Annotated in this window: 17 protein-coding genes; 11 read left to right on the top strand and 6 right to left on the bottom strand. The window is 68.8% G+C overall.

What is annotated here, in order from left to right; genetic code table 11:
- Positions 1 to 142: 142 nt before the first annotated feature.
- The 7 genes from pxpB to AUL33_RS19615 all read left to right on the top strand — a co-directional run bounded on the left by pxpB (position 143) and on the right by AUL33_RS19615 (position 5804).
- Positions 143 to 853, top strand: coding sequence for a 5-oxoprolinase subunit PxpB (gene pxpB / locus AUL33_RS19645; RefSeq protein ID WP_062212434.1), 711 nt, complete (start codon positions 143 to 145; stop codon positions 851 to 853).
- Complete coding sequence (locus AUL33_RS19640; protein ID WP_062212432.1) at positions 850 to 1818, top strand: biotin-dependent carboxyltransferase family protein; 969 nt, start codon at positions 850 to 852, stop codon at positions 1816 to 1818. The genes pxpB and AUL33_RS19640 overlap by 4 nt, the downstream gene beginning before the upstream one ends.
- Positions 1815 to 2465, top strand: a complete 651-nt coding sequence (locus tag AUL33_RS19635) for a GntR family transcriptional regulator (protein ID WP_062212429.1) — start codon at positions 1815 to 1817, stop codon at positions 2463 to 2465. Before AUL33_RS19640 ends, AUL33_RS19635 begins: the two co-directional genes overlap by 4 nt.
- Entirely contained in the window at positions 2462 to 3409 is a 948-nt protein-coding gene (locus tag AUL33_RS19630; RefSeq protein ID WP_062212426.1) for an NAD(P)-dependent oxidoreductase, read from the top strand. The genes AUL33_RS19635 and AUL33_RS19630 overlap by 4 nt, the downstream gene beginning before the upstream one ends.
- 85 nt (positions 3410 to 3494) lie before the next feature.
- Positions 3495 to 4133, top strand: coding sequence for a GntR family transcriptional regulator (locus AUL33_RS19625; protein WP_062212423.1), 639 nt, complete (start codon positions 3495 to 3497; stop codon positions 4131 to 4133).
- 22 nt (positions 4134 to 4155) lie between these two features.
- Positions 4156 to 5322 carry a Xaa-Pro peptidase family protein gene (locus AUL33_RS19620; RefSeq protein WP_062212422.1) on the top strand — a complete coding sequence of 389 codons (1167 nt, stop codon included), beginning with the start codon at positions 4156 to 4158 and terminating at the stop codon, positions 5320 to 5322.
- A 68-nt stretch (positions 5323 to 5390) separates the two neighbouring features.
- On the top strand, positions 5391 to 5804 hold the full coding sequence (locus AUL33_RS19615) for a VOC family protein (protein WP_062212419.1): 414 nt from the start codon (positions 5391 to 5393) through the stop codon (positions 5802 to 5804).
- Between the two features lie 63 nt (positions 5805 to 5867).
- Here AUL33_RS19615 and AUL33_RS19610 read toward each other — a convergent pair whose 3' ends face one another.
- On the bottom strand, positions 5868 to 7049 hold the full coding sequence (locus tag AUL33_RS19610; protein WP_062212416.1) for a M24 family metallopeptidase: 1182 nt from the start codon (positions 7047 to 7049) through the stop codon (positions 5868 to 5870).
- A gap of 424 nt (positions 7050 to 7473) precedes the next feature.
- Here AUL33_RS19610 and AUL33_RS19605 point away from each other — a divergent pair, with 424 nt between their 5' ends.
- Genes AUL33_RS19605 through AUL33_RS19595 form a run of 3 tightly spaced genes read left to right on the top strand, consistent with a single transcriptional unit; the run spans position 7474 to position 9768 of the window.
- Positions 7474 to 8265 carry an amino acid ABC transporter ATP-binding protein gene (locus AUL33_RS19605; protein ID WP_062212413.1) on the top strand — a complete coding sequence of 264 codons (792 nt, stop codon included), beginning with the start codon at positions 7474 to 7476 and terminating at the stop codon, positions 8263 to 8265.
- Positions 8266 to 8270: 5 nt separating this feature from the next.
- Positions 8271 to 8927 (top strand): amino acid ABC transporter permease, encoded by a 657-nt coding sequence (locus AUL33_RS19600; RefSeq protein WP_062212412.1) that lies wholly within the window; start codon positions 8271 to 8273, stop codon positions 8925 to 8927.
- Between the two features lie 52 nt (positions 8928 to 8979).
- Positions 8980 to 9768, top strand: coding sequence for a transporter substrate-binding domain-containing protein (locus AUL33_RS19595; protein WP_062212409.1), 789 nt, complete (start codon positions 8980 to 8982; stop codon positions 9766 to 9768).
- Between the two features lie 323 nt (positions 9769 to 10091).
- Here AUL33_RS19595 and AUL33_RS19590 read toward each other — a convergent pair whose 3' ends face one another.
- From AUL33_RS19590 to AUL33_RS19570, 5 genes are all read right to left on the bottom strand, one after another.
- Positions 10092 to 11261: an HWE histidine kinase domain-containing protein gene (locus AUL33_RS19590; protein WP_156419506.1), complete on the bottom strand. Its 1170-nt coding sequence runs from the start codon at positions 11259 to 11261 to the stop codon at positions 10092 to 10094.
- 101 nt (positions 11262 to 11362) lie between these two features.
- Positions 11363 to 14560 carry a PAS domain-containing protein gene (locus AUL33_RS19585; RefSeq protein ID WP_244492361.1) on the bottom strand — a complete coding sequence of 1066 codons (3198 nt, stop codon included), beginning with the start codon at positions 14558 to 14560 and terminating at the stop codon, positions 11363 to 11365.
- A 265-nt stretch (positions 14561 to 14825) separates the two neighbouring features.
- The gene (locus AUL33_RS19580) at positions 14826 to 15209 is read right to left on the bottom strand and encodes a response regulator (protein WP_062212402.1); all 384 of its coding nucleotides are present in this window, start codon (positions 15207 to 15209) and stop codon (positions 14826 to 14828) included.
- Entirely contained in the window at positions 15209 to 16312 is a 1104-nt protein-coding gene (locus AUL33_RS22975) for a sensor histidine kinase (RefSeq protein ID WP_192843229.1), read from the bottom strand. Before AUL33_RS22975 ends, AUL33_RS19580 begins: the two co-directional genes overlap by 1 nt.
- Before the next feature lie 142 nt (positions 16313 to 16454).
- The gene (locus AUL33_RS19570; RefSeq protein WP_062212396.1) at positions 16455 to 17684 is read right to left on the bottom strand and encodes an MFS transporter; all 1230 of its coding nucleotides are present in this window, start codon (positions 17682 to 17684) and stop codon (positions 16455 to 16457) included.
- A 732-nt stretch (positions 17685 to 18416) separates the two neighbouring features.
- Here AUL33_RS19570 and AUL33_RS19565 point away from each other — a divergent pair.
- Complete coding sequence (locus AUL33_RS19565; RefSeq protein WP_062212393.1) at positions 18417 to 20252, top strand: glycoside hydrolase family 15 protein; 1836 nt, start codon at positions 18417 to 18419, stop codon at positions 20250 to 20252.
- Positions 20253 to 20310: the final 58 nt, after the last annotated feature.

Genomic DNA, 20310 nt, shown 5'->3' with positions numbered 1-20310 from the left:
GTCCCCGCCGTTCCGGTCCCGCGCTCGAAGCCTGGGCGCGCTGCATCCTTGTTTCCGACATACGATTGGTATACTGAAAGGGCAAGGGGATGGCGGCCCGCGACGGGCGGCTCTTGGCAATCACGAGGACGACGCAAGCGGCATGGCCAACGGGTTTCCACGCATCCTGGCCTGCGGCGACAGTGCCCTGTCGGTGGAACTGTCAGACGCTCTGGACGAGGCCGTCAATGCGCGCGTCATCGCGCTGGCCGAGGCGCTGACCCTCGATCCGATCGCGGGCGTGGAGGAGGTCGTGCCGACCTACCGCGCGCTTCTGGTCCACTACGATCCGAGCATGCGGCGCGGCGCGGATCTGGCCGGGCTCCTGGCGCGCCGGCTCGACGACCTTGCGCCTGCGGCCGGCATTGCCCGGCATTTCGAGGTGCCGGTGATCTATGGCGGCGCGGCCGGGCTCGATCTCGACGATCTCTCTGCCATGAAGGGCATGACGCCAGACGAGCTGATCGCGCTGCATTCGGGGGCGGACTACCGCGTCTACATGATCGGCTTCGCACCCGGCTTCGCCTATCTCGGCGGCCTGCCGGAGCGCCTGCACACGCCCCGCCTCGCGGTGCCGCGCCAGCGGGTCGAGGCCGGCGCGATCGGCATCGGCGGGCGCCAGGCCAGCGTCAACTCCGTGGCGGGTCCGAGCGGCTGGCGCTTCATCGGCCGCACGCCGCTGCGGCTCTTCGATCCCGCGCGCGCCGACCCCTGCCTCTTTCGAGCCGGCGATCGCATCCGCTTCCGCCCCGTCGATGCGGATGAGGCCGAAGCGTTGGAGCGGAACGGGATGACCGGGAGCCCCAGCGCATGAACGCTCTCGACATCCTTCAGATCGGGCCGATGGCGTCCGTCCAGGATCTCGGCCGCAAGGGCTGGCTTCATGCGGGGGTCTCGGGCTCCGGCCCGATGGATGCGCCGAGCTTTCGCATCGCCAACGCCCTCGTCGGCAACGCGCCCGAAGCCGCCGGACTGGAATTCGCCGCCGTCGGCGGGCGGTTCGAGGTCGGCGCGCCGGTGCGCTTCGCGGTGACGGGCGGCGATATCGACATCCGGCGGGGGGAAGAGCGGCTTCATCCTTGGGAGAGCCACGACCTCCTGCCCGGCCAGGCGCTGACGATCGGCGCGCTGCGCGGCTGCGTCTGGGGCTATCTCGCGTTCGCGGGCGGCATCGACGTTCCGCCCGTCATGGGGTCGCGCTCCACGCACCTGCGCAGCGGCATCGGCGGGCACGAGGGGCGCCGGCTCCAGACGCGAGACAGGCTGCCGCTTGGGTCTGCCTCGCCCGCGCCGCTCTTTGCGCTGCGCCAGCCGCTGAGCCAGCGGCCCGTGCAGACCCTGCGCGTCGTCGCGGGGCCGCAGGACGATCGCTTCTCGGCGGACGTCCTGCGCCTCTTTTTCTCGTCGAGCTTCACGCTGTCGAGCGCGCGCGACCGCATGGCCCAGGTGCTCGACGGACCCGCGCTCGTTGCCGAGCACGGGCACGACATCCTGTCGGACGGCACCTGCGCCGGATCGATCCAGGTGCCCGCCTCCGGGCGCCCCCTGGTGCTGATGGCCGAGCGGCAGACGACCGGCGGCTACCCGAAGATCGCGACCCTCGCCTCGGCCGACCTGCCGAAGCTGGCGCAACTGCCGACCGGGCGGAGCATTCGCTTCGCCGCCGTCCCGCAGGCCGAGGCCGAGGAGGCGCTGATCGCGGAGCGCACCGCCTTGGACCTGTGTCTCGCCGACCTTCGCGAGAAGCGGCGGGTTCGCTCGAGAGGAGCGGCGCGATGAGCCAGCCGCTGGCCAAACAGGCTTACGGGAAGATCCTCGACATGATCCTGTCCGGCGCGCTCGCGCCGGGCGACACGCTGCAGGAGGCCAAGCTCGGCGACGCCTTGTCCATGTCGAGGACGCCGGTGCGCGAGGCCATCAAGCGCATCGAGGCCGAGGGACTGGCCGCGCAGGAGGGTCGCTTCCTGAGAGTGCGGCGCCTGACGCGGGGGCAGGTGGAGGAGATCTTCTTCCTGCGCTCGGTGCTGGAGGCCCATTGCGCGCGGCAGGCCGTGTCCCTGGCGCCCGCGGTGCTCGACGCGTTGGAGGCACGCGTCCGGCGTCTTCTCGACGAGGGGCCGGGCGAGGGCGACGAGCAGAGCCGGGTGGACGACGATCTTCACCACGCCATCAGCCGGTCGGCGGGCAGCCGGACCCTGGTGGCGACGGTTGCGGACCTGCGCCGACGCACCTGCATGTTCGACCACAGCCAGGTGCCCGAGCGGTTCCGTCTCAGCTGCGAGGAGCATCTCGGCCTGCTGGCGGCGCTGCGGGCGAGGGACGCCGACGGGTCGGGTCGGCTCATGGCCACCCATATCGACCATGCCCGCGACGCCATCCTGCAACGGCTGGACAAGGCCCCTGGGTCCCGAGGAGCGCGCACATGAAATGCCTGATCGTCCAGCCCGTGCACGAGACCGGCCTGTCGCTGCTGCGCGACAACGGCATCGAGCCCGTCCTCTGCCCGGCGTCCGACATGGAGACCGTGGCGCGCCACGTGACCGGCTGCGACGCCGCGATCACGCGCGATGCGGGTTTCTCGGCCCGTGCGATCGAGGCGGGCGACCGGCTGAGGGTCGTCGTCGTTCACGGCACCGGCCACGACGCGGTGGACAAGGACGCTGCGAGCGAAAGGGGCATCCTCGTCTGCAACACGCCGGGCGCCAACGCGCGCTCGGTCTCCGAACTGGCGCTCGGCCTCGCGCTGGCCGCGGCGCGGCTCATTCCCGCGGCGGACCGCGCCGAGCGTGCGGGCGTGCGCGGCTTTCGCGAGCGGGCGCGTTTCGTGGAACTGTCGGGCAAGGTTGCGCTGATCGTCGGCTGGGGCGCGACCGGGCGCGGTCTCGGCGACATGCTGCGGGCGGCGCTCGGCATGCGCGTCCTCGTGCATTCGCCGCGTGCGGCCGACCTCGACGGCTTCGAGCGCTGCGCAAGCCTCGAAGACGGCCTGCGGCAGGCCGATCTCATCTCGCTGCACACGCCGCTTCGGCCGGAAACCCGGCATCTGATCGATGCGCGGGCGCTGGGCCACACGAAGCCCGGCGCGATCCTGATCAACACGGCGCGGGCCGGGCTGGTGGACGAGGCCGCGCTATTTGACGCCCTGGAGACCGGGCGCGTCTCGGCGGCGGGCCTCGACGTCTATTCGCCGGGTGCGCCGGGCGGTCCACTCGGGCGCAGCGATCGCGTGATCTTCACGCCGCATCTTGGCGGCACGACCGGCGAGGCGCTGGAGCGGGTCGCGCTGGGCGCCGCCCGAAACGTCATCCAGGCGCTGTCCGGCCGGCGACCTGCGACCGCGCTGAACAGCCCGGTGGGCGCGCCGGCATGACCGACACCGTGATCGCCCGGCCGACCGGATCGAGACCGTCGGCATACGTCATCGCGCGGGCCGCGAGCGGTCGGGGCGCACCGGCATGAGCGAACGGGAAACCTTGGCGCAGCAGGCCTATCGCGACATCAAGCAGCGCATCCTGGAAGGCGTGTTCGCGACGGGCGACGTCCTGACCGAGCGTGCCTTGGCGGCGTCATCGGGCATCTCGCGCACGCCGCTGCGCGCGGCGGTCTCGCGCCTGGAAAAGGAAAGCGTCATCACGCGCCTGCCGAACGGCGCGCTGATGATCCAGCCTGTCGCCCTGGAGCAGCTTCTGGAGATCGTGCAGGTCCGTCGCCTCCTGGAAAGCGCGGCGGCCGGCCGCGCCGCCGGGCGCCCGTTCACACCGGCGCTGGAAGCCTCGCGCGCGGTGATGCAAGCCTATTCCGAGGGCGAGGACGCCGCCTTCGAACAGTTCTGGCTGGACGACGACCGGTTCCACGACGCCGTCGCCGAGGCGGCGGGCCTCGCGCTCCTGCCGGAAATGCTGACCGAGATGCGCAGCATCGCCCGGCGCTGCACCATCACGCGCACCCATGACCGCTTCGCCGAGCAGGCGCGCGAGCATCTGGCCGTCATCGACGCCATCGCGGCGCAGGACCCAGCCGGCGCGGGCGCCGCGATGGAGCGCCATTTCGACAGCGTGAAGAGCCGCTTCCTCAGCTGGCTCGCGCGCGCCTGACACCCTGCGACGAGGACGCATCATGCACGAATTCGCCCATCTCCGGGGCTCGGAAGCGGCCTTTCCAGAAGCGGAGTTTGCAGAGCGCCAGGCCCGCGCCCGGCAGGCCGTCCGGGAGGCCGGCTTCGAGGCGCTGATCGTGACGGGCCCGGAGACGATCTACTGGCTCACCGGGCGCCAGACGGCCGGTTATTTCGCCTTTCAGGCGCTGGTCCTGTCGGTCGAAGGCGAGCCGGTTCTCCTCGTGCGCCAGCTCGAAATGCCGGGCGCTGTCGCCAACACCTGGCTCGCCGGCATCGAAGCCTATCAGGACGGCGAGGATCCGGCTGGGGCGCTGGCGGCGGTCCTGCGCGAGCGCGGCATCGAACGTCCCGCCATGGAACTCGGCGGCTGGTTCGTCTCCCCGGTGCTCGCCGCCCGCATCGCCGCGGCGCTGGGGCAAGAGGCCCTGCCCGACGGCTCGTCGCTCCTGCCGTCGCTCAGGGTGGTGAAGTCGCCGGCCGAGATCGTCGCGATCCGCCGCGCCGCTGCCTATGCCGAGGCCGGCATGCAGGCCGGCTTGGCCGTGTGCCGGGTCGGCGCGGACGAGAACGGGGTCGCGGCCGCCATGCTGGAGGCGGCCACGCGCGCCGGTTCCGAGGTCATGGCGATGGAGCCGCTCGTCTCCAGCGGCCCGCGCAGCGGCCTGCCGCACATGACATGGCGCCGACGGGAACTGGAGGCGGGCGACCCGGTCTTCCTCGAGCTTGCGGGAAGCCACGCGCGCTACCATGCCGCGCTGATGCGATCGGTCTGGATCGGCCCGATGCCGAGCGAGGCGCGCCGGATGATGGATTGCGCGCTCCGGGCGCTCGACGCCGCGCTCGCCGCGATCCGCCCCGGCGCGCCCTGCAGTGCCCCGCACGACGCCGCGCAACGCGTGATCGACGCCGCCGGCTACACGAGCGCCTTTCGCAAGCGCATCGGCTATTCAATGGGCGTGGCCTTTGCGCCCGACTGGGGCGAGGGCGCGCTTCTCAGCCTGTTTTCCGGTGTCGAGCGCCCGATCGAAGCCGGCATGGTGTTCCACCTGCCGGCGACGCTGCGCCGCTACGGCGTCTGGACCGTCGGCGCGTCCGAGACGGTGGTGGTGACGCCGGGCGGCGCCGAGCCTCTCTCGTCTCTGCCGCGCGACTGCACGGTCCTGTGACCCATCGAAGGTTCCGTGTTGCCGGACACCTCGTCCCCTCATTCTCAAGCCCCCAGGAGTTATGCCCCATGCGGTCTCTCTTCCACCTCGCCTATCATGTCACCGACCTCGACGAGGCGCGCCGTTTCTACGGCGGCGTCCTCGGTTGCGAGGAGGGGCGCTCGACCGAGACCTGGGTCGATTTCGACTTCTTCGGCCACCAGATCTCGCTGCATCTCGGCAAGCCGTTCGAGGTGACGCGCACCGGCAGGGTCGGCGATCACATGGTGATGATGCCGCATCTGGGCGTCGTCCTGCCGCTGGAGGACTGGCTGGCCCTGGCGGCGCGCATCGAGGGTGCGGGCGTTGCCTTCGACATCCCGCCCGTCATTCGCTTCGAGGGCGAGCCCGGCGAGCAGCGCACCATGTTCTTCTTCGATCCGAGCGGCAATCCGATCGAGGTCAAGGGCTTCAAAGATTTCGAGGGCGTCTTCGCCCGCTGACGAAAAGGGGGCGGCCCCGAGAGCCGCCCCCTTTTTCCGTCCAGGTCACGTCGCGCCCCGCGCTTATCCCCACCAGTGGGGCGGCGACCGCGTGAGGAGTTCGTTGCCCTCCCGCCCGATGATGAGGATGTCCTCGTAGAAGGCCGCGCCGACCCCATCCAGCGACAGGAAGGCCTCGATGCCGACCACCATGTTCTCGTGCGCCACGTCGTCGGGGCGCGACATGCTGGTGGAGATGCGCGGCAGCTCGAAGCCGAGGCCGATGCTGTGGCCGAAGAAGGGGAAGTTCTTCATGATGGCCGAGACCGAGCCTCCGAAGGCGGCGGTCATCCGGTCGCCCTCGGCGGCGACGTTGAGGAGCGTTACGCCGGGGCGCGTCATCTCCGACAGGCGATACACGATCCCTGCGGCCGCCTCGATCAGGCGCCGCTGGTCGGGCGTCGGCCGGCCGCGCACGCCCGTGCGGCCGGGGTCCATATAGTAGCCTTGGAAGAAGGCGGCGTGGATCGTGCCGGTCACCATGTCGCCGGGCTGGGGCGTGTCGGCACTGTAGCCCGTCAGCGGAAAGCGCTGGTCGAAGCCGAGCGTCGCACCGTGGTTGCAACCGATCATCTGCAGGCGCCCGCCGCGCCGCACCACCTCGCGCGCCGCCTCGCCCGCCGCCTCCTGCTCGGACAGGCCCGAGGTGAGGCCTTCCATCAGGCGGTTCAGGCCGACCGTCGCCCCTTCGCCGCCGATGCGGTAGGCGTCGAGCTCGCGCTCGCTCTTGAAGCGGCGCACCGAGCGCACGAGGTCGTCGGCCGGCACCCATTCGATGCCGGGCGTCTCTTCCAGAAGCTGCGCATGATACTTGATCGGGATGAAATGCGTGCCGACGAGCGCCACCGGTCCGGTCACGCCGGCTTCCGCCAAGGCCTTGCCGACGCTGCGGAACGGATGGTGGGAGGAGCGCACGTCCGCGATGGAGACGAGGTCGGTGCGCGCCTCCGGCTCGTCGATGTGAAGCTGCGGCGCGTGGCCCTGGCGAAGAACCACGGCGGCGAAGGAGCGCGCGCTCCAGATCGGCGAGTCCATGCCACCGCTGATCGCATAGTGGTTGGAGAGGTGGAGGACGTCGCCGCACGAATCCATCGTGCCGCCGCCCCGTCCGAAGACCACGGCGGCCTCCAGCCCGCGACGGCGCATCTCGGTAAGGACGCGCTCCCAGCGGTCCTCATACTCGTCGATCGGGAAAAAGCGGCTCACGGTGTGCGTCTCCATCGAACGGGGGGCGCGGGCGCGGAGGCGTGAGCGACGAACCGGGGACGGTCGCTTGTCGCCAGGCCTTCGCTCGAAACGCGGTCGATTTGAGTACACCGCTCGTATTCCGCAGGTCAATCGGTCGTCGGCTCGATCCAGCGAGAAAGGGCGGGTTGCTGAAAATTCAGGCTTCGGGCGGCCAGAATTTCATCTCGCTGCCGAAAATCTCAACCGCAAACCACTGTAAATCCACGTTGAATTCCAGTGGTATACCGAATAGCCTTCGGACGTCGGCAGCGATCGTCGCTCGTCGCACCTTGCACTCTCCCCAACGAGAGACCGAGTTTCCCATGACGGCAGGCCATCGAAGCAGAGCACCGGGCAGACCGGCTTTGTCACAGCGCGGCGGGCGCGGCGGGCGGGTCCGGCCATGACCGCGCCGATCCTGGCCCTGCGCGACATCCGCAAGAGCTTCGGCGAAAACGAGGTTCTCAAGGGTGTCTCCCTGAGCGTCCAGCCCGGCGAGGTCGTGTCCATCATCGGCGCCAGCGGGTCGGGCAAGAGCACGTTCCTGCGGTCCATCAACGGGCTGGAGATCCCGCAGTCCGGCTATCTGGATTTCGAGGAGCTTCGGTTCGACTTCGACGTGCAGTCGCGTTTCTTCCCGACGCCCGCCCAGCTCCAGGCCCTGCGCCAGCGCGCCGGCATGGTGTTCCAGAGCTACAATCTCTGGCCGCACATGAGCGTCATCGACAACGTGACCTATGCGCCGATCCGTCTCCTGAAGGTGCCGCGCGCGCAGGCGGTCGAGGAGGCGGAGGCGCTCCTGTCGCGCATCGGGCTCTTAGACAAGCGCCACAGCTATCCCGCGCGCCTGTCGGGCGGGCAGCAGCAGCGCGTCGCCATCGCGCGGGCGCTCGCCATGAAGCCGCGTCTCATGCTGTTCGACGAGGTCACCTCGGCGCTCGATCCCGAACTCGTCCACGAGGTCCTCGTGCTTATGGCCTCTCTCGTGGCCGATGGCATGACAATGCTTCTGGTGACCCACGAGATCGCATTCGCCCGCGACGTCTCCTCGCGCGTCGTCTTCTTCGACAAGGGCGTGATGGCCGAGACGGGACCGCCGGACATCCTGCGACACCCCGAGAGCGAGCGGCTGCGCCAGTTCCTCCACCGGATCCTGCACGACGAACTGCCTCGTCCGGCCAGCCAGGGAGCGTGAGCGCGATGGATGCCTTTCTCTCGGAGATCCGCCTCTACGGGCCGGGATTCGCGCTCGCCGCGTGGACGGTCTTCTGGCTGACCATCCTCACCATCCTGGTGAGCTGGGCCTGCGGCCTCGCCGCCGCTTTGGCGCAGCGCTCGCGCCTTCCCGCCGTTCGGGCGGCGGCTCGCTTCTACATCTGGTTCATCCGCGGCACGCCGGCCCTGATCCAGGTCTTCATCATCTATTTCGGCCTGCCGCCCTTCGGCATCCGCCTGTCGCCCTTCACCGCCGGCGTCCTGGCGCTTGGGCTGAACAGCGGCGCCTATGTCGCGGAGATCATCCGCGGCGGCCTGTCCGCCATCCCGCGCGGCCAGACGGAATCGGCGCTCGCCATGGGCTTCAGCCCGGCCGAGACGATGCGCGGCATCGTCCTTCCCCAGGTCTTCCGCATCATCCTCCCCTCGATCACCAATGAGGCGATCTCGGCGCTGAAGAACACCTCGCTCCTGTCGACGATCACAGTGGTGGAACTGACCCTCTACGCCCAGACCCTGATCGCCTCGACCTTCCGCCCGTTCGAATTCTACATCGCGGTCGCGCTGATCTACCTCGTGCTGACCACGATCCTCTCGCAGCTCGCGGCCTTCCTGGAACGCCGCTACGCGCTGGCCGCCTGACGCGGCCGGACCCTTCGCCCCTCTCCAAAGCTCCCCCCTGAAGGATTGTGCCATGCCGTTGAAGACCATCGCATTCGCCGTTGCCGCCCTATCGGCCGTCGCCTTCGCGGCGCCCGCCTCGGCCGCCGGACCAGAACTTCTGGAGGCCGGCAAGCTGCAGGCCGCGACGGAGGGGACTTTCGCACCCTTCAGCATGCGCGCGCCCGACGGCACGCTGGACGGGCTCGAGATCCGCGTCATGAAGGAGGTCGCGCGCCGCATGAACGTCGAGTACGTGCCGGTCCTCATCAAGTGGGACTCGCTCCTCGTCGGCCTCGAGGCCGACCAGTTCGACGTCATCAGCGCCGCGATGGACATCACGCCCGAGCGCCAGAAGCGCGTGACCTTCGCCGATGGCTGGCTGGAATCGGGCGGGCGCATCCTCACCGCGCCCACCTCGACCATCAAGAGCGCCGAGGATATCAAGGGCAAGACGGTCGGCGCCCTCGTCTCCTCGACCTTCGCCAAGCTCGCCGAGGAGAAGGGCGCGACGGTGAAGGGCTACAAGGCCGAGGCCGACGCGATCCAGGATCTCATCAACGGCAATGTCGACGCCGTCGTCACGGACGCGATCGCGGGCGCCTGGGCGATCAAGGAGGCGCGCCTGCCGATCGTGATGACCGACGACTATGTCAGCCGCGTCCAGAAGGGCTTCGCGACCAAACAGGGCAAGCCCGAACTGGTGGCCGCCATGAACAAGGCGCTCGCCGAGATGGTCGCCGACGGCACCTATGCCAAGCTGACGAGCGAGCTCATCGGCTTCGACCCCGCCCCGAAGGAGCCGATCCGCAGCCTCAAGTAGACCGTCTCGGGAGGGACCGTCGCCATCCGACGGTGCCTCCCTGCTGCGTTCGACGATGTCCGCTTGCGTCAGGGCATCGGTGCGCGCGCTCATTCGCCAGGGGCGTGCGCGGTGCGCGGGTCATCGGAAAGCAGTACCGCAACGGCCCGTCGGTTTGGCACGGGCTGAACTGACGGGACCTCCAGAAAGACGCTCGACGCTCGCGGGCCGATGGGCCATCGAGACGGTCTCTGACATGCCGGCTCGCTGGCGGACACCCACCTGGGGTCGGTCCCGATGGCCGAGCTCGCCGCCCGCATCGCATTCGAGATGGGCGGCGCGGCTCAAAAGGAGAGAAGCGTTCCCGACAGGGCGTACACGACGCCGTCCCGGTCGTATTCGAGCGTCGCTTCGCCGTTGAAGTAGGCCGGCACGATCCGGGTGGTCAGGCGGGAGCCGAAGCCCGACCGCTCGGGCAGGGCCTCGATGGGCGGGCCGCCAGCCTCTCGCCATTCGAGGCGGATCCTGTCGCCGTCGCGGTCCCAGCGGATGGCGACGGTGCCGACGGCGTTGGACAGCGATCCGTATTTCGTAGCGTTCGTCGCGAGTTCATGAAGGGCGAGGGCCAGTCCCATGCCCTGCTGGGCCGTCAGGTCCGCCGGCGGGCCTTCGACGGTGAAGCGGCCGCCGCCGTCATGCGGGGCGATGGAGGCGGCGACCACCTCGCCGATATCGGCCGTCTCCCAACTCGTCTCGGTCAACATGTCCTGCGCGCGTCCGAGCGCCTGGATGCGCGCGCCGACCACCTGGGCGACGTCGTCGAGCGAGCGAGCGTTGCGCAGGCTCTGCGTGACGATCGCCTGGACCATGGCGAGCGTGTTCTTCATGCGGTGCGCCAGTTCCCGCTGGAGGATGCGCTGGCGTTGATCGGCATCCCGCCGCTCGTCGAGGAGGCGGCGCATCTGGCCGAGCTGGCGGCCCGACTCGATGTGAGTCGCGATCAGTTCGGCGAACAGCTTGAACGTGCCGATCGTCTCGGGCGTGCGCAGGGTCCGGGGCTGGGGGTCGATGGCGCAGAGCGTGCCGAAGAAGGTGCCGTCGGGCAGGACGATCGGGAACGAGACGTAGCTCCGGAAACCATAAAGTGCCGGGGTCGGATGGTCGCGGTAGGCCGCGTCGCTCGCCACGTCCTCAATGATCACCGGCTCCGGATGTCGGCGGATCTCGTGGCAGATCGTGGTGTCGACCTTCAGTTCGCCGCCGGGCTTGAGGCCGAAGCCGATCTCGTCCTTCGTCGAGCAGGCGATCCAGCGCCCCGGCGTGACGCGGGCGACCACCGCGAACCCCATGCCCGTCATCCGGCAGACGACGTCGAGGATCGACGGAACCGAGGGGATCCCGGCGATCAGGTCGAGGTCGTCTTGATGGTCGTCCGGCACGGTCTGGGCGGGTCTCTCGTTTCCGGCACGATAGGCATCGACGGCCCCTGTGTCGATTGCCTGTATACTGGGCATGCCCTGCATTTTTCGGATTCCCGATCCTCAACCCCATCGACCGCATGCAGGCCGCCCCGTTTGATCCGATCGACGGGGGGATGGCCGACGAGCCGCCGCGTCTAGGCACCGCCCCTGATCATCGCACGGATGCGCTCGGCGAGCAGGCCCATGTCGAAGGGCTTGGTGACGACCTGCATCCCGGGGCCGAGATGGCCGTGGCTGAGCACGGCATTCTCGGCATAGCCCGTGACGAACAGGATCTTGAGGTCCGGGCGCAGCTCGCGGGCGGCGTCGGCGACCTGCCGGCCGTTCATGCCGTTGGGCAGGCCGACATCGGTGATGAGGAGATCCAGCCGGACGCCGGAACGCAGCACCGTCAGGCCCGACGGTCCGTCGCCCGCCTCCAGCGCGGTGTAGCCGAGATCCTCGAGGACATCGACCAAGAGCATGCGCACCAGCGGTTCGTCGTCGATGACCAGAACGGTCTCGCCGGAGCCGACCGGCGCGAGGCTCGTCGACCGCGGGGCGTCCGGGGCCGCATCCTCCGAGACGTGATGCCGGGGGAGGTAGACGCAGACCATCGTGCCGGCGCCGACCTCCGAATAGATGCGGACCTGCCCGCCGGACTGGCGCGCGAAGCCGTAGATCATCGAGAGGCCGAGCCCGGTCCCGACGCCGATCGGCTTGGTCGTGAAGAACGGGTCGAAGGCCCGCTCGATCACGTCGGCGGGCATGCCCGTCCCGTTGTCGGAGACGCACATCGACACGTATTGCCCGGGCGGCAGATCGCGCTCCCGCGCGGCGCGCTCGTCCAGCCAGCGGTTGCCGGTCTCGATGATCAGCTTGCCGCCGTCGGGCATCGCGTCGCGGGCGTTGATGCAGAGGTTCAGAAGGGCGTTCTCGAGCTGGTTGGGATCGACCAGCGTCGACCAGAGGCCGCCGGTCGCCACCGTTTCGAGGTCGATCTGCGGCCCGACCGTCCGGCGGACGAGATCCTCCATGCCCGCGACGAGGCGGTTGACGTCGGTGGGCTTGGGATCGAGCGTCTGGCGCCGCGAGAAGGCGAGCAGCCGGTGCGTCAGCGCCGCGGCGCGCTTGGCCGCCCCTTGCGCGCCGATCATGTAACGGTCGAGTTCGCCGACGCGGCCCTGCCGGATGCGGGTCTGCATCATGTCGAGGCTGCCGCTGATCCCGGCGAGGAGGTTGTTGAAGTCGTGCGCGAGGCCGCCGGTGAGCTGGCCGACCGCCTCCATCTTCTGGGACTGGCGAAGGGCTTCGGCCGTCGCGGCCAAGGCCGCCGCCTTTTCGCGCTCCGCGGTGACGTCGCGCCCGACCGCGTTGATCTGGTTGTCGGCCGGCCGCGTCGACCATTCGATCCAGCGGTAGGTGCCGTCCTTGTGGCGGTAACGGTTCTCGAAGCGGCGCAGCGACTCGCCCTCGGCGGACCGATCCGCGCCGTCCTCCGTCTTGCCGACGTCGTCGGGATGCAGCAGGTCGAACAGGGACGTCTCGACCAGTTCCTCCGGTTTCCAGCCGAGAACCTCTTCCCAGGCCGGGTTCACGGCGTTGATGATGCCGTCGAAGCCGCATCGGAGCATGATGTCGGTCGACAGCTCCCAGAGGCGGTCGCGGTCGCTGATGCGGTCCGCCACCTCGCGCGCGAGCAGGGCATTGCCGGCCTTCAGCTCGAGAGCTTGGCGGCGCGCGTCGTCGATGTCGGTGTTGGTGCCGACCCAGCGGGTGATCCGGCCGGCCTCGTCGCGGACCGGCTCGGCGCGCGCGAGGAACCAGCGGTAGGCGCCGTCCGCCCGGCGGATCCGGAACTCCGTCTCGTAGATCGTCCCGGTCGCCAGCGCCCGGGTCCAGGCGGTGCCCGCCGCCGGGAGGTCATCGGGATGGACGATCCCGCCCCAGGTCCGCATTCCGTCGAGCGCTCCCGGCAGGGCACCGACATAGGCGTAGGTCTGGGCGTTGAACCAGTCGAGATAGCCATCGGGCCGGGAGGCCCAGATCTGGTGGGGAAGGGACTGTGCGAGGACGCGGAACTGCTCCTCGCTCTCGCGCAACGCGTCCTCCGCCGCCTTGCGCTCGGTGAGGTCGGAGGCGGCGCCGAACCATTCCTTGATGGTTCCCGCCTCGTCGAGGAGCGGCACGGCGCGCGACAGCGTCCAGCCGAGCGAACCGTCAGCCCGGTTCACGCCGTGCTCCAGTTCGAACACGCTCCTCGTCGCGATGGCGTGGTCGATCGCGGCCCGCACGCGGGGCCGTTCGGCGGCCGGGATGTACTGATCGAACCAGTGCGGGTTGTTGCTCGACGTGTTCGCGAGGAAACTGCCGCCCTGAAGCGCCGACATCTGCGACCAGTCGGCATTGTGGGAGTAGAGCACTTCGGAGGACGCCGAGACCAGCGCGCGCAGCCGCTCCTCGCTTTCGGCGAGCGAGCGCGTCTTCGCCACCGCTTCGGTGACGTCGTAGCCGGCCACGAATATGCCCATGACAGCGCCGTCGCCGCCCCGGATCGGCTGGTAGAGAAGATCGATGAACCGGTCCTCGGGTTCGCCCCCGAGCCGGATCGGGGTCGCCCGCACCGAGTAGGCCTTGCCCGTCGCGTAGACGCGGTCGAGCAGCTCGTAGAAACCCTGCCCCGCCAATTCCGGGAAGACCTGCCGGACGTCGCGGCCGATGAAGTCGCGAGCCCCCGAGATCGCGACATAGGCGTCGTTGACGTAGCCGAAGACGTGGGCCGGTCCGTCGAGGACGGCGACGAAGCCGGGCATGTGCTGGAAGAGGACGCGCTGGCGCTTGCTGGCCTCTGCCGCCGCCTTGCGGGCCGCGACCTCCGCGGTGGTCTCCGTGCAGGCGCAGAACATGCCGCCGACGGTGCCGTTCCCCATCGTCACCGGCGAGTAGGAGAAGGCGAAATGCGTCTCCTCCGGATAGCCGTTGCGGTGCATCGTGAACTCGATGTCGTCCATGTGGGTGGACTCGCCCGCATAGGCCCGGTCGAGGATCGGTTCGACGAGCGACCAGATGTCGAACCACAGCTCTTCGAACGGCCGGCCCAATGCCGCGGGATGGCGTTGGCCGCACATGGCCGCATAGCCGTCGTTGTAGAGCGTGATGCGCTCGCGGCCCCAGACGACGAGCATCGGTTGCCGGGAGCCGAGCATGACGCCGACGAGGGTGCGCAGCTCGTTCGGCCAGTCGCGGGGGTTGCCCAGAGACGTCGCCGTCCAGTCCGTCGCGCGCATGAGGGCGCCCGTCTCGCCGCCGCCCGAGAGGATGTCCCGGCCATCCGGCATCGCCTGTTCGTTCATCTGTCGTCCGTTGCCCTCATGCCCTGTCGTCTGCGACGTCGGCCCGGGCTTGTGGCTCGGCCGTTCGGATCCGTCCTTGCACAATCTCGTTTCTCATGATGTAGGCGCCGCTGGCGCTGGTTTCACGCCGGCCGGGCGGTTTCCGGTTGGAAACGGGTTCGACACCTGGACGGAGCGCTCCGTCGCACCGGCTCAGAGCCCGCGAGAGAGCTTCGCGACCAGGCATGAATACGTGTCCCCGATCCTCGATCGTGCACGATCCCGATCAGCCCTCGGACTGGCCTTTCGCGACGCTCGCGAGGACGTCCAGCACCGCACGCTCGGAAAACGGTTTTCCGACGAACCCGACCGGCGCCCACTCTTCGGCGAGCGCGCGGGTCTTGTCGTCGAGGTTGCCGCTGACGAAGAGCGAGGGGATGTCCCAGCGTTGGCGAAGGATGCGCGCGGTCTCGACGCCGCTGGTGCCGCGGGCGAGATGGACGTCCATGACGGCGATGTCGATCCGCTCGCCATGCGCCTCGCACGTCGCGACAGCCTGGTGCATGTCGACGGCGTTGCCGACCACCCGGTATCCGGCTTCGACGAGGATGTCCTCGAGGTCCAGCGCCAGCAGCATCTCGTCTTCGACGATGAGAACCGACAGCGTCATCAGGTTTCGATCCGCGGAAAGGTCAGCGAGACCCGGAACCCGTCATTGGCCGCCCGTCGCTCGACGGTCGCGCCGAGCTGGCTCGCCATGGTCGCGACGAGCTTCGTGCCGAGGCCGCCCCCGGTCTCTTCCTTGGCCAGCATTCCGACCCCCTGGTCGGCCACGGTCAGTTCCAGCATCTCGTCGTCCACTCTTCGAAGCGAAAGGACGATCGGGCCAGGTCGATCCGCCGGGTAGGCATATTTGAGGGAATTGGTGACGAGTTCGTTGACGATGATGGCGAGCGGGATCGCTCGCTCGGTGCGCATCGTGACGGGCTCCACCGCCACCTGCATGCGGGTGCGGACCTCCGGCGTCACCACCAGGTCGTCGGCGAGGCCCTCGAGATAGCTCTTCATGTCCACCACCAGCGGATCGCCGGACCGGTAGAGCCGCTCGTGCACCGAGGTGATGGCCCGCACACGCGTGATCGCCTGCGCGAACGCCGCCTTCGTCGCGGGATCCTCGATCCTGCGGCTCTGCAGGCTGAGCGCACTGACGACGAGCTGGAGGCTGTTCTTGACGCGGTGGTTGACCTCGGCGAGGAGGACGTCCTTCTCCTCCAGCAACACCTCCCTGGCCTCCAGAGCTTCGGCGAGGGTTTCCTCGCGCTGCCTCAGCATGCGTTCGGACTCGACGCTCGCCGTGGTCTCCTGGCAGGCGCAGAACATGCCGGCGATGTTGCCCGCATCGTCGTGCGCGGCCGAGTAGGAGAAGGTCCAGTAGGTCGCTTCCGGGTATCCGTTGCGCCGCATCGTGATCGGCAGGTTCTCCATCCAGGTCGCGCGTCCCGCCAGGGCGGACTCGACCAGCGGAAGGATGTCGTTCCAGATATCGTCCCAGACATCGGCGAAGCGGCGGCCGAGCGCGCGCGGTTCCTTCTCGCCGAGCATGGGAGCGTAGGCGTCGTTGTAGAGGAAGACGAGATCGGGCCCCCAGGCCGCGAACATCGGAAACCTCGACGATAGCATCAGGTTGAGGAGCGTGCGGAGCGACAGCGGCCACGTTTCGGGCGGACCCAGCGGCGAGCCGCTCCAGTCGTGGTCCGCGATCCGTTGTGCCATTTTCTGTTCGCTCAGACGGAACATGCCGACTCCAGTTTGCCAAGGATCAGGACGGCATATCGCAGCTTCCGCGCCCGGAACTGAAGACTTAGCGGAACCGCTCGCGAAGATCAGCCCCGGGATCGCGAGCGCCGGCCACTCGTCATCGCCCGACCGCCGGCCGGCGATGGTCCTCGTCCAGCCTCGGCAGGAACCAGGCCATCAGGCCGGCGAGGGGAAGGAACGAGCAGAAGCGGTAGACGGCCTCGATGCCGTAGCTGTCGGCCATGCCGCCGAGGATGGCCGCCGCGATGCCGCCGAGGCCGAAGTTCAGTCCGTAGAACAGGCCGCCGACGAGGCCGATCCGGTTGGGCAGAAGCTCCATGGCATAGATCAGGATCGAGGCGAAGGCGCTCGCCATGATCAGATTGATCGAGACGGTGAGGACGCCCGTCCAGAACAGGTCGGCATAGGGCAGGATGAGCGTCAGCGGCAGCGGCCCGAGCACCGAGATCCAGATGACCCGGTAGCGGCCGATCCGGTCGCCGACGATCCCGCCGATGAGCGCGCCCGCCGCCGATGCGAGAAGGAAGATGAAGAGCATCATCTGCGCACTCGGGATGGAGAGCCCGAAGCGCTCGATGAGATAGAAGGTGTAGAACGAGCGGAAGCTCTCGCCATAGGCGTTCTTCGAGAACATCAGAAGCGTCAGGACGGTCATCCCGATGGCGATCGTGGCGGTTCCGTAACGGGGGCGCCCGGCCTGATGTCCCGCCGCGGCCGTCCGGAGCGCCGCGAAGTGCCGGCTGATCGCCGCCTGCTGCCGGCCGATCCAGGTCAGGAGCAGCATGGCCGCCATCGCGACGGCGGTGAACCAGGCAAGGCTCGGCTGCCCCATCGGCACGATGACGAAGGCCGCGGAGATCGGCCCGAGGGCGCCGCCGGCCTGGCCGCCGACCTGGAAGATCCCCTGCGCCAATCCCTGCCGGCCGCCCGCGGCATAGCGAGCCATGCGCGTCGCCTCCGGATGGAAGATCGAGGATCCGATGCCGATGAGCGCCACGGCGCAGAGGATCAGGCCGTAGCTCGACGCGAAGGCGAGACCGAGGAGGCCCGACAGCGTGAACACCATGCCGATGACCGGCGAAAAGGGCGCGGGACGGCGATCGGTGTAGAAGCCGACGAGCGGCTGGAGCAGCGAGCCGGCGATCTGGAAGGTGAGGGTGATGAGGCCGATCTGCTGGAAATCGAGGCCGTAGCTTTCCCGGATGATGGGGTAGATCGCCGGGATCAGCGACTGGATGAGGTCGTTGAGGAGATGGGAGATCCCGAGAACGACGAGAACCGTCATGTAGGTTCGGGCTTTCAGCGGAACGGATGCGGCGGTGTTCATTCTGGACTGTTCCTTTCCCGGGGGCTCGCCGACGCTGGCCCGACGGCCTGCCCTTGCGGGCGGATCGGCTGTCGCGTCAGGTCTTGTCGATGATCCCGGCATCGACGCCTGCGTGCGACCTCACCACGACGCGGCGGTCGTCGTCCACCTCATGACGATCCGCAGCTTTCAGCGAGGCTCGAATGATCGGGAAGAGCGTACCGTTGGGGACACCGACCGGTTCGTTTGAACAAATCACGACGGATTGCAAACGCTAGCCGTCGACGCGGTTGTCGGAATGTCGCGCGTCGCCGCAACTGCCTGAACTCGGTCGCCATCTGGCCGCGGCGCTCGGCTGCAAACTCGAACTCCTTCATCGTCCTCAATCGCCTCGTTCGCTCCGAACGGAAGAATGGCAGCCTGCTCGGCGTGCTGCCGGACGCTTCGAGAGATGTCGTGTCCGGTTTGGTCGCGGGGACCCGAAGGGCTGCGCGAGGTCTGGATCGAGAGCATGGGCGGGCCTGTCGTCCTCGTGGGACCGGCTCACGACCTGGTGGGGTCTCTCGGCAATGGACCTCCACCAGGAACCACCGTTCCCCCAAGGTCCGCAATGAACGTCATCGCTCGAGCTTGATCTCGAGACGTCTGGCTCGACGGCAATCCTGCGCTAAGTCGCAGCCATGCGATCCCGCCCTGTCGGCGTGATGCGAGGATGCACGCGACTTCGCGAGCCGGTGCGTCGAAAGGGTGTCGATGTCCGGGACGAGCGTGCGAGGCTACCAGGCGATCGAGGACTACGCGATCCTCAGCAACTGCCACGGCTGCGCCCTCGTCGCGCGCGACGGATCGATCGACTGGGCCTGCCTCGGGCGCTTCGACGACGCGCCGACCTTCTCGCGTCTTCTGGATGCCGGGCGCGGCGGCTGTTTCGCGATCCAGCCGGAAGGACGCTTCGAGACCGAGCGCCTCTACCTCGCCCACACCAACATTCTCCAGACCGTCTTCACCACCGAGACCGGCGTCCTCACCCTCCACGACTTCATGCTCGCCCCCCGCGAGGACGAGCCCATGCCGTCGCTGGTGCGCATCGTCGCCGCGACGGCCGGCGAGGTTCGCGTCGAGGTCACGTATCGCCCGCTCGCGGGATTTGCCGAGGCCTTCGGGCCACTCGATGTATCGTCGGACCGGATCGAGGGCGACGGCCTCGTCTGCGTCACCAGTGGACTGCCGGACGCGGTCCGGCTGGAGGACGGCTGCGCGGTGGCGCGCTTCACGCTGCAGGCCGGCGAGGAGGTGGCCTTCGCGCTCTTTGCGGAAGGCTCGGACGCACGACTGGTGCGCACGCCCCGCGATCTGATGGACCGGGCCCGCGAGGCCTGGGCCGACTGGAGCACCGACGCCGTCTACGACGGACCCCTGCGCGACGAGCTTCTGCGCTCGGCCCTGACGCTGAAGGCGCTGACCTATGCGCCGAGTGGGGCCATCGTCGCGGCGGCCACCACCTCGCTGCCCGAGGAGATCGGCGGCATCCGCAACTGGGATTACCGGTTCTGCTGGATCCGCGACGCCTGCCTGTCCTTCTACGTCCTCAAGAAGTTCGGCATGACGCGGGAAGCCGAAGCCTTCTTCGGCTTCATCGTCTCGCTGGCCGAGCGCGAGGGCGGCGGTCTGAAGCCGCTCTACGCCATTGCCGGCGAGGCGGATCTGACCGAGCACGAGATCGCGCATTTCGAGGGCTGGCGCGGAAGCCGGCCGGTGCGCCACGGCAACGAGGCGGCCGAACAGCATCAGAGCGACGCCTACGGGCAGGTGCTGGATCTCTTCTACCTCCACGAACGGCTCGGTGGTTCGCTCGACGAGACGGCGCGCGAGCAAGCCGTCAGCCTTGCCGATTTCTCCGCCGAAACCTGGCACGAGAAGGATGCCGGCCTCTGGGAGCCGCGCAAGCCCGAGGAGCACTATCTTCACGCCGCGATCATGAACTGGGTGGCGCTGGACCGGGCGATCCGCCTCTTCGGCGAACGTGAGACATGGGTGCGCGAGCGCGACCGGATCGTCGCGCGCGTCAACAGCGAGGGCGTGCACGCCGATGGCTACTATCCGCAGTTCATCGGCAGCGACGATGTCGACGCCGCGCTGCTGATCGCGCCGATGGTCGGCTTTCCCGTCGACGAGACCGTGTTCGAGCGCACCGTCGACCGGATCATCGCCGAACTCGGCCGCGGCCATCTCGTCTACCGCTATCGCAACGACGACGGCCTGCCCGGCCACGAGGGCACATTCGTGATCTGCGCCTTCTGGCTGGTGGACGCGCTTCTCTGGCTCGGCCGCGAGGAGGAGGCGCGCACCCGCTTCGAGGCGCTGCGCGCGCTGCAGAACGATGTCGGGCTCTTCGCGGAGGAGGTGTCCGAGGAGGGGCATTTCCTCGGCAACTTCCCGCAGGCCTTCAGCCATCTGGCCTTCATCCACAGCGCCTTGATGCTCGATCTCTTCGCCCATGGCGGCCGGGAGGCGCTGAAAGGCACCTACGCCGATCGCACGCTGCGCGAGACCGACCACCGCAGGGCGCCGGATGTCGGGGCGCGCTAGCTCACGGCGCCGAACAGTCCACAGCCCGCTATTCTCAGCCCCGCCACCCCCAGCCCCG

The sequence above is a fragment of the Aureimonas sp. AU12 genome, assembly GCF_001463705.1.
Lineage (GTDB): Bacteria > Pseudomonadota > Alphaproteobacteria > Rhizobiales > Rhizobiaceae > Aureimonas.
This window is presented reverse-complemented; position numbering and strand designations above follow the sequence as displayed.